This is a genomic window from Synechococcales cyanobacterium T60_A2020_003, from assembly GCA_015272205.1.
Classification (GTDB): Bacteria; Cyanobacteriota; Cyanobacteriia; order RECH01; family RECH01; genus JACYMB01.
This window is the reverse complement of record JACYMB010000155.1, coordinates 1-6980: the sequence shown is the minus strand read 5'-3', so window position 1 is coordinate 6980 and position 6980 is coordinate 1. Positions and strand designations below refer to the sequence as shown.

Below are 6980 nucleotides of genomic sequence, written 5' to 3'. Positions count from 1 at the left end.
ATTTTGGGCGTTCAGAGACTCCAGCATCGCTTTCGTAGCTTGCAATTCTGCAGCCAATTCTCGATAGACTGGAATAGGGACAGATGGCGCGTAGGGGGTTTGTGTCGCGGTGTTGGATGCGGCGGTTTTCCCGTTCGAGCCGTTATAGTTTGCTGCGTCAGAGTTTGGTTTGGGTGCCATTCGTCAGGGAGGTTCCTAAAAATTTTGTCGGTAGCTTAACTAAATATAAGGAACACGCGCTGAAAATTAGCACATGCAACCCTAAATATGCCATACGTCGCTTTAATACTGAGAGGTAGGTGAATTTTAACAATTCATCTGCATTTGTCAATTCATTGCTACAGATTTGCAACATGCTTAACGAAACCAGCCAACTCACAGCCGTTCCAGAAATGAAATACGGCGAGCGCAATATTGCTGAAGGTGAACTGATTACGTTCCCCAATCCCCGACCGGGACGCAAGTTTAATATCCATATTTCCTTGCCGGAATTTACCTGTAAGTGCCCCTTTTCGGGATATCCCGACTTCGCAACCATTTTGATCGACTATATCCCAGATGAACGGGTGGTTGAACTGAAAGCGATTAAGCTTTACATCAATAGTTATCGCGATCGCTACATTTCCCATGAGGAATCGGTGAATCAAATTCTGGACGATTTTGTGGCGGCGTGCGATCCGCTAGAAGTGACGATCAAGGGCGATTTTGCCCCTAGAGGTAACGTCCATACGGTGGTCGAAGTCCGCCATGTGAAGGGCGAAGTCTAATTGACCACTTTAATTCACCACCGGGTAGAGGCAGCACGGGTAGGACAGAATCCCACCGTGATCTGTCCCATGCCTGCGGGTTGGTTGGTGCTAGGGGATGTGCAGGTTTTGCGGGGCTACTGTTTGCTGTTGCCCGATCCAGTCGTACCAGATCTGAATTCGCTTGCGTCTGATGCCCGACGCCTATTTTTGAACGATATGGCGATCGCCGGAGATGCACTGCTTCAGGTTACGGGGGCAAGCCGGATTAACTACGAAATCCTCGGAAATCTGGAGCCTGCCCTCCATGCCCACCTATTTCCCCGCTATGCCGATGAGCCAGACGAGTTCCGCCAAGGCTCCGTCTGGTTTTACGATCGGCGTAATGCCCCGGCATTCGATCTAGAACGCGATCGCCCGTTGATGGATGCGATTGCCCAGGCGATTGCCCAGCTTCAATCCTCTCGTTAAATTTCGATCCTATGTCTGTTTCCCGATTCGATCGCCTGTTTGCTACCATTCAAGACCTCGTGTTGTGCCATTCCCCCAGTGGTGCCGAGGCCGAAATTGATCAGGTGTTACTGGATCGCTTTGCTGCCCTAGGGCTAGACACCTGGCAGGACGAAGCAGGGAACGTGATCGCCAAAATTGCGGGGCAAAATTCCCAGCGGGCGGTCGCCATCACGGCCCACAAAGACGAAATCGGCGGCATCGTGAAAACCGTGCGCGAAGATGGCAAGGTCGAAGTGCGGAAGCTGGGCGGTGCGTTTCCGTGGGTGTATGGCGAGGGGGTAGTGGATCTGCTGGGCGATCGCCAAACCGTGAGCGGCATTCTCTCCTTTGGGTCGCGCCATGTGTCCCATGAGTCACCTCAGAAGGCTCAGCAGGATACAGCCGTGGTGAAATGGGAAGACGCCTGGATCGAAACCAAGCGCAGTTCAGACGAGTTACGAGAAGCGGGAATTCGTCCCGGAACCCGCATGGTGATTGGCAAACACCGCAAACTGCCGTTTCGGATGCAGGACTATATCGCCAGTTACACCCTGGATAACAAAGCTTCTATCGCAATTTTGCTGGACGTTGCGGAACACCTCACCAACCCACCTACAGACGTGTATCTAGTGGCCTCTGCCAAAGAGGAAGTCGGGGCGATCGGTGCCCTGTACTTTACCCAACATTTCACCCATTCGCTGATGCAGCGAGTCCTCAATACCAAGGCACGCACGCTCGGCGTACCGGATTCGGAACTAGAGTCGGGATTTGCATGGCGATCGCTCCTTGGGGCAAACCCGCTAGAAGCGTTGATCGCCCTGGAAATTTGTCCGCTGTCGCTGGAATATCCCATTCAGGATGGCGACAGACCCGTGATTCTTTCCCAGGATGGCTACGGCATTTACGATGACGACCTGAACCACCAGCTTCAGACGGCTGCGGATCAGGCGAAAATTCCCCTACAACGCGCCAATTTGAGCGGATTTGGCAGCGATGCCTCGATCGCCATGAAAAACGGGCATGTGGGGCGTGCCGCCTGCCTCAGCTTTCCCACCCAAAACACCCACGGGTACGAGATTGCCCATCTAGGGGCGATCGCCCGTTGTGCCGATCTCCTCGTCCGCTATTGCCAAATGCGGTGATCCCTGGCATTGTAACGACCTGTAACGCTCTCTCAGGAGAAGCCCCGTCCGTCCCCGATAATGGCTTAGAGAGATTTTCAAGAAATGTTGATATCGTCCTATGTCCACCACTGTGGCTGATGTTATGACGTTGAACCCCGTAACGGTGCAGGATGATGCACCCTTAAACGAGGCGATTCGTCTTCTCGCAGAGCACCGCATTAGCGGCCTTCCCGTCACCAATGCTGACGGCGATTTGGTCGGGGTAATTTCCGAAAGCGATTTGATGTGGCAAGAAACCGGGGTGACGCCCCCGGCCTACATCATGGTGCTGGATAGCGTCATTTACTTAGAAAACCCAAGCCGCTACGAACGGGAATTGCACAAAGCCTTGGGGCAAACAGTGGCTGAAGTCATGAGTAAAGACGTGGTGAAAGTATCGTCTGATATGCCGCTCCGCAAAGCTGCCCAAATCATGCACGATCGCCATGTGCGCCGTCTTCCAGTGCTGGATGCTGATGGCAAAATTGTAGGGATTCTCACACGGGGCGACATTGTGCGCTATATGGCAACTCACGACAACGGTATGGGTGACGACTAGTTTTTTTATTTTGGGGCGATGACAAATGGCGATCGCCCCATTTCCATGCATTTAACCATTTCCATGCATTTAAAACGTTAATAAGCCCTAATTCCTAATTTATTTATGACCGTTACTCCTGAATCGATTCAAACGCTTTTAAATTCTGAGGATTTTGGCGATCGCATCACCGCCGTAAATCAAATGCGTCAACTGGATCCGGCGATCGCCTTTGAGATGATGCAAGCCGTTATCTCAGATTCAAACGTACGAGTCCGCTATGCAGCAGTGAGCCAGATGGCCAGCTTGGGCGAACAAGATCGAGCAAAAGTGTTGCCGCTGTTGCTCAACGGCATCGCGGATCCGGAACCGGATGTGCAGGCTGCCGCTGCCGACGCTATTGGTGCCTTGAAGCTAACGGAGGCATTTGATCAGCTTCAGTCTCTCTACGACACCACAACAGAATGGCTGGTAAAATTCAGCATTATTGCCGCCCTGGGTGAATTGGGAGACACGCGACCGTTTGGCATGCTAGAGGATGCGTTGCAATCAGACAATGAACTGATTAAAACCGCCGCCATCGGCTCCCTGGGGGAATTGGGCGATCGCCGTGCCGTGCCCCTCCTGATTCCCTTTGCGTCCGATGAAGATTGGCAAGTTCGCTATCGGGTCGCCCAAGCTCTGAGCCGTTTTGATGACGCAGATGCCCAGGCCACGCTGAAAGCGCTGACTTCAGACGATATGGACGCGGTGGCCAATGCTGCAAAAGCCTACTTATGACGTCTTTCTGCTCCTATTTGAGCGAATACAGCACATCAAATCGCCCTTGGTCGTCCACCGTCCACACGTCGTACTGCCCCGTCACATTGCCGTTCGCGTCCAAATCGACCGATCCGCTTGCGCCCTGATAGTTGATATCCTCGCCTCGGCGCACCAACTCCAAGCCTCGGCAAATATCGGACACCTCAATTCCTGGTGGATTTGCAACTCGTCGCAGTTCCTTCGCAATGCCCTGACTGCTATTCTGTCCCGAAGCCTCGGCAGCCAACAGCACCAGTGCGGCGGCGTCCCACGTTTGAGCCGCAAAGGCGGGAGGAGCATAACCTTCCTGACCTTCCCACAACGTTTTCAGCGGGAGATAGGCACTGCTGTTCGTCCCTGGGGTCAACCCTAGCGCTCCCTGAAGCAGAGTGTTGTTTTCAGCACTTGAGCCGATGGCCTCTAGAAAACGAGGCGTGTAGACACTAGAGGTGAGCAGCAGTTGGCGATCGCCCAGCAGTTTTTTTGCCAGAGCCTCTCGGAGCCATGGTCCCCCGGAGTCGGGATAGGCAATTATGAGTACGGCATCGGCCTCTGCCAAACGCTCCGCAAGAGCCGGATCTTCAGGGGTAGGCGATCGCCCATCCATGAAAATGGGAGTGTCTCCGGTCGCGATCGTGCCGCCCTGGTTCTGAAAGGCTGACGTAAAGGTTCTGGCGAAGGCGCGTCCATACTCGTCGTCAATGGCAACAATGGCGATTGATGTGATCGAACGGGCGATCGCTAAATCTGCCAAAGCCTTGGCTTCGTCTGCATCGGAGGGTATAGTGCGTGCCCAGTATAATCCTGCATACTTCCAGTTCCGAGCCTGGATCGGAATATCAATGCTGGTACTAGCGGGGGACACAATCGGTACTTCTAACCGCTCAAGATTCTTGACCATCTCAGAGGCGGCAGCACTTGTAATTCCCCCCACTAGGGCCTGAACATTATCGGCAAATGCGAGTTCAACCATGGCGCGAGAAGCCACTGTTGAATCACTTCGATCATCCTTCAGGATAAACATCACCGGAGCGGCGTTCACCCCACCGCAGGCATTCACCTTTCGCATCAAAAGCGGGAATACGGTTGCCAAAGGCTTGCCCACGACAGAGTAGGAACCCGTCATGGGCAGGATAACCCCTACCCGCAATCCATCCCGGATAATCGCCGGAGGTTCGACGGGGGGCTGGGAGTGACGACTGACGTATCGGTACGCTGAAATCAGTGCCAAGATGCCTAACGTTATTCCACCGAGCGATCGCCAGTTAAATGGGCGAATCATAGGGTGACTGAGCGCAGATCATTCCTTGGATCGGTGGTGCGAGCCGCACGGATTTTTTCGTAATAGTTGCGTTCAGTCTCCGACAAATCTCGCGGTGGTGCAATAACGACCCGCACCAGCTGATCACCGCGTCCCCCCTTCGGATTACTCCATCCTTTACCCCGCAACCGCAGCGACTGACCGGAGCGAATCCCTGCTGGAATTGTTACCGTTACCATCCCATCCGGGGTCGGAACCTCGATGGATGCCCCTAAGACGGCCTCATCGGGGGTGATAGGAATCTCACAAACCAAGTTATCACCTTCAAACTGGAAAAAATCGTGGGGCTGAATCGCTACGTTTAGAAACAGATCGCCGCGTCGTTGGCTGTAGGGATTGGTTTGACCTTTTCCTTTTAAGCGAATGCGGCTTCCAGGTTTGGCCCCTGGCGGAATGCGAACCTGAATCGTTTCCTTGCCTACCCCTAAACGTTTCTGCGTACCGTGAAAGGCTTCAGAAAGCGTGAGGGAAAGGGTCGCTTCTAAGTCTCCTCCGGCTGCACTGGGATCGGCTCCAACGTCACCGAACCCGCCAAAGCCTCCTGTTCCTCCCGTGGGCGGACGATAGCCGTAGGATCGATTTGTCCCCCCAGAGGGTGAACTGAAACGCCCTAACAGTTCGTTAATGAAATCGTCAAAACTGCCGTACTGGCTGAAGTCAAATCCGCCAAAATCGACGGGTGCTCCTCCCCCCCAGGGTGTGCTGCCTGCCTGCTTCCAATATTGACCGAACTGGTCGTATTTCTTGCGCTTATCGGGATCGGACAACACTTCGTAGGCTTCGCTGACTTCCTTAAAGCGAGCTTCTGCTGAGGCATCGCCCGGATTCACATCGGGGTGATACTTTCGTGCCAGCTTCCGAAACGCCTGCTTAATGTCGTTGGAATTTGCAGATCGTGAAACACCCAAAACAGCGTAATAATCTCTGAAGTCAGTAGAAGGCATTCATCCGTCTCCTCGCTAAAGGCTCTCCCCCATCCTGGCGGAGAGGGGCAATGCGTCTTTTTATGTCTCAGGGTAGCAAGTTTTAAGACAGGCTTCAGTTCGGTTTTTGCGGATTGGGCGATCGCAATTCCCGCACAAACCCTGGTTCTGAAGCCCCAGCGAGAGTTTACGGTCTAGATAATGGTTCCGTCTGGAATCGTCGCACCTTTCAGGATCACCACGATGCCATTGCGAATGTAGAACCCTAGATCCTCTTTTTCGGCCTCTTCAACCTGATCCTTATTAGTAATCTGCACATCGCGACCAATGCGGGCATTCTTATCGATGATCGCCCGGCGAATAGTGGAATTTGGCCCAATTCCCATGGGGATATCCATCGGCTGTCCAGTTAAGCGAGCCTGCTGATCGGCAACCCGCTGATAGTAGTCTGCTCCCAAAATCAGAGAATCCTGAACCGTGGCTCCCGACTCGATTCGGGTACGAATACCGAGTACGGAGTGATGAACTTGGCAGTCTTTGAGGATACAGCCATCACCAATCATTGATTCTGTAACTTGGCAGTCCAGCATCTTCGTGGGTGGCAGGTAGCGGGCGCGAGTGTAAATTGGTGCGCTTTCGTCGTAGAAGCTGAAAGGTGGACAGGGTTGCTGGGTTAGCGCCAAGTTTGCGTCATAGAAGGCTTCAATGGTTCCAATATCTGCCCAATATCCATTGAACAGATAGGCTTGGACATTGAGATCCTTGGCAGAGGCAGGAATAATTTCTTTCCCGAAATCGGTGCGATCGAGCGAATTTCTGAGGAGATCAAACAGCACCTGCCGCTTGAACACATAGATGCCCATCGACGCAATATAGGGCTTGGTCACCGCTTGTTCGGGGGTGAGTCCCAGGACGGTGGTATCCACGGCCATGGCTTTCAGCTCTGCGCCCTTCGGCTTCTCACTAAAGTCGATGACCCGTCCCTTATCGTCAATC

General features: G+C 53.3%; 9 protein-coding genes and 1 pseudogene. 6 read left to right on the top strand and 4 right to left on the bottom strand.

The window, feature by feature from the left end:
• Positions 1 to 180, bottom strand: a 180-nt coding sequence (locus tag IGR76_08350) for a hypothetical protein (GenBank protein MBF2078517.1), incomplete at its 3' end; no start/stop codon positions are given.
• A 173-nt stretch (positions 181 to 353) separates the two neighbouring features.
• On the opposite strand from IGR76_08350, the gene queF reads away from it, so the two are divergent.
• From queF to IGR76_08320, 6 genes and pseudogenes are all read left to right on the top strand, one after another.
• On the top strand, positions 354 to 767 hold the full coding sequence (gene queF / locus IGR76_08345; protein ID MBF2078516.1) for an NADPH-dependent 7-cyano-7-deazaguanine reductase QueF: 414 nt from the start codon (positions 354 to 356) through the stop codon (positions 765 to 767).
• Positions 768 to 1217 carry a hypothetical protein gene (locus tag IGR76_08340; GenBank protein ID MBF2078515.1) on the top strand — a complete coding sequence of 150 codons (450 nt, stop codon included), beginning with the start codon at positions 768 to 770 and terminating at the stop codon, positions 1215 to 1217.
• 11 nt (positions 1218 to 1228) lie between these two features.
• Positions 1229 to 1942 (top strand): annotated as a pseudogene (locus IGR76_08335) (M42 family peptidase).
• Complete coding sequence (locus IGR76_08330) at positions 1940 to 2380, top strand: hypothetical protein (GenBank protein MBF2078514.1); 441 nt, start codon at positions 1940 to 1942, stop codon at positions 2378 to 2380. The pseudogene IGR76_08335 and the gene IGR76_08330 overlap by 3 nt, the downstream one beginning before the upstream one ends.
• A 100-nt stretch (positions 2381 to 2480) precedes the next feature.
• Entirely contained in the window at positions 2481 to 2960 is a 480-nt protein-coding gene (locus tag IGR76_08325) for a CBS domain-containing protein (GenBank protein ID MBF2078513.1), read from the top strand.
• Positions 2961 to 3065: 105 nt separating this feature from the next.
• Positions 3066 to 3719: a HEAT repeat domain-containing protein gene (locus tag IGR76_08320; GenBank protein ID MBF2078512.1), complete on the top strand. Its 654-nt coding sequence runs from the start codon at positions 3066 to 3068 to the stop codon at positions 3717 to 3719.
• 13 nt (positions 3720 to 3732) lie between these two features.
• Here the strand turns inward: IGR76_08320 and IGR76_08315 are convergent, their stop codons facing one another.
• The 3 genes from IGR76_08315 to glgC all read right to left on the bottom strand — a co-directional run.
• Positions 3733 to 5022 (bottom strand): ABC transporter substrate-binding protein, encoded by a 1290-nt coding sequence (locus IGR76_08315; protein MBF2078511.1) that lies wholly within the window; start codon positions 5020 to 5022, stop codon positions 3733 to 3735.
• Positions 5019 to 6005: a DnaJ domain-containing protein gene (locus IGR76_08310; protein ID MBF2078510.1), complete on the bottom strand. Its 987-nt coding sequence runs from the start codon at positions 6003 to 6005 to the stop codon at positions 5019 to 5021. Before IGR76_08310 ends, IGR76_08315 begins: the two co-directional genes overlap by 4 nt.
• Positions 6006 to 6178: 173 nt before the next feature.
• Positions 6179 to 6980, bottom strand: an 802-nt coding sequence (gene glgC, locus IGR76_08305) for a glucose-1-phosphate adenylyltransferase (protein ID MBF2078509.1), incomplete at its 5' end; no start/stop codon positions are given.

Excerpts from the sequence above, each read along its gene's own strand:
- IGR76_08315 (MBF2078511.1), bottom strand. The coding sequence starts at position 5,022 with ATGATTCGCCCATTTAACTGGCGATCGCTCGGTGGAATAACGTTAGGC.
- IGR76_08310 (MBF2078510.1), bottom strand. The coding sequence starts at position 6,005 with ATGCCTTCTACTGACTTCAGAGATTATTACGCTGTTTTGGGTGTTTCA.
- IGR76_08330 (MBF2078514.1), top strand. The coding sequence starts at position 1,940 with ATGCAGCGAGTCCTCAATACCAAGGCACGCACGCTCGGCGTACCGGAT.
- IGR76_08325 (MBF2078513.1), top strand. The coding sequence starts at position 2,481 with ATGTCCACCACTGTGGCTGATGTTATGACGTTGAACCCCGTAACGGTG.
- queF (MBF2078516.1), top strand. The coding sequence starts at position 354 with ATGCTTAACGAAACCAGCCAACTCACAGCCGTTCCAGAAATGAAATAC.
- IGR76_08320 (MBF2078512.1), top strand. The coding sequence starts at position 3,066 with ATGACCGTTACTCCTGAATCGATTCAAACGCTTTTAAATTCTGAGGAT.